1 protein-coding gene is annotated in these 1298 nt (G+C 67.4%); it reads right to left on the reverse strand.

All coding sequences use genetic code 11. From position 1 onward, the window contains the following. Positions 1 to 18 precede the first annotated feature (18 nt). Entirely contained in the window at positions 19 to 1068 is a 1050-nt protein-coding gene (locus AC3ENQ_RS14050) for an IS110 family RNA-guided transposase (RefSeq protein WP_431805357.1), read from the reverse strand. Positions 1069 to 1298 lie beyond the last annotated feature (230 nt).

The raw sequence follows: 1298 nt of genomic DNA on the forward strand, positions 1-1298 counted from the left end.
GCGATGCTCCTATGGATGTCAAGCGGTGAGGACGTAGTAGATCTCGCGGGCGATGAGGCGTTTGAGGCAGCGGATGATGTCCTTCTTGGAGAGGCCCTGTTCGGTGCGTCGTCGCATGTAGGCCTGGGTTCTGGGGTCCCATCGGAGTCGGCAGAGGACGATGCGGTAGAGGGCGGCGTTGGCTTGCCGGTCGCCGCCGCGGTTGAGGCGGTGCCGGTGGGTCTTCCCGGATGATGCGGGGATGGGTGCGACGCCGCAGAGCATCGCGAACGCCGCTTCGGAGTGGAGCCGGTCGGTGTTCTCACCCGCGGTGACCAACAGCTGGCCGGCGACGTCTGGACCGACGCCGTTGAGTTCGAGCAGTGCCGGGTTGATCGCGGTGACGAGGGGTTCGATCAACTCGTCGAGGTCGTCGATCTCGACCGTCAGTGCGGCATGGCGGCGTGCGAGAGACCGCAGGGCGGCTTTCGCGGCCTGTTCGGGTTCACCGACCCGTGTGGTGTCGGGGCGTAGCCCCGAGCAGGCGTGCAGGAGATCCCGGTCGGCTAGTCGGCGCAACCGTTCTCGCAGTTCGTCGGGAGCGGTGACCAGCAGCGTCTTGATCCGCCGCATGCAGTCAGCGCGATGATCGACGGCGCTGCGCCTCGCGACCCGCAGGTTCCGCAGCGCCTCGACCTGCCCTGTGCGGTCTTTCGGGATGCCGGTTCGTGCCCCAGCCAGCCCCGCGCGCGCTGCTGCCTCCGCGTCCAACGGGTCGGACTTGCCCGCGAACCGGCGGGCCTTGCGGTCGGGCCGGTCGATCTCCAGCAACTCGATACCGGCGCCACGGAGGTGGCGGGCAAGACCCGCCCCGTAGGCGCCGGTGCCTTCGACCGCCGCGACGAGCAGCATCCCGAACGTCATCGCCCAGGTCAGCAGCGACGCGTATCCCTTCGGGTTCGCGGGGAACTGGGCGCACCCCAGCAACCGCCCCGCGGTGTCGATCACCGCGGCGGTATGGGTGTCGCCGTGCGTGTCGACCCCGACTGCGACCTCGACCTGTTGAACTTCTCGTGCGATGGTGGTCATCGCCGTTCCTCTCACTCAACCGGAATGAACGGCACGCACCGCCGAGAGCGAGCGGACAAGACAGTGATGGGTGCCTGCTGGCACAGGCTCCTATGAGGTCACGACCCTCGCACGGTGAGTGCACGGCAGCCCCGCAGCGAATCAACCGACAGATCGCGTTGAAGACCCTCAGTCAGTCAGTAGCTGAGTCAGGAAGACCGCTGCGGGGCTCCCACCACCATCATCACTGT

This window comes from Microbacterium sp. bgisy203 (assembly GCF_057706945.1).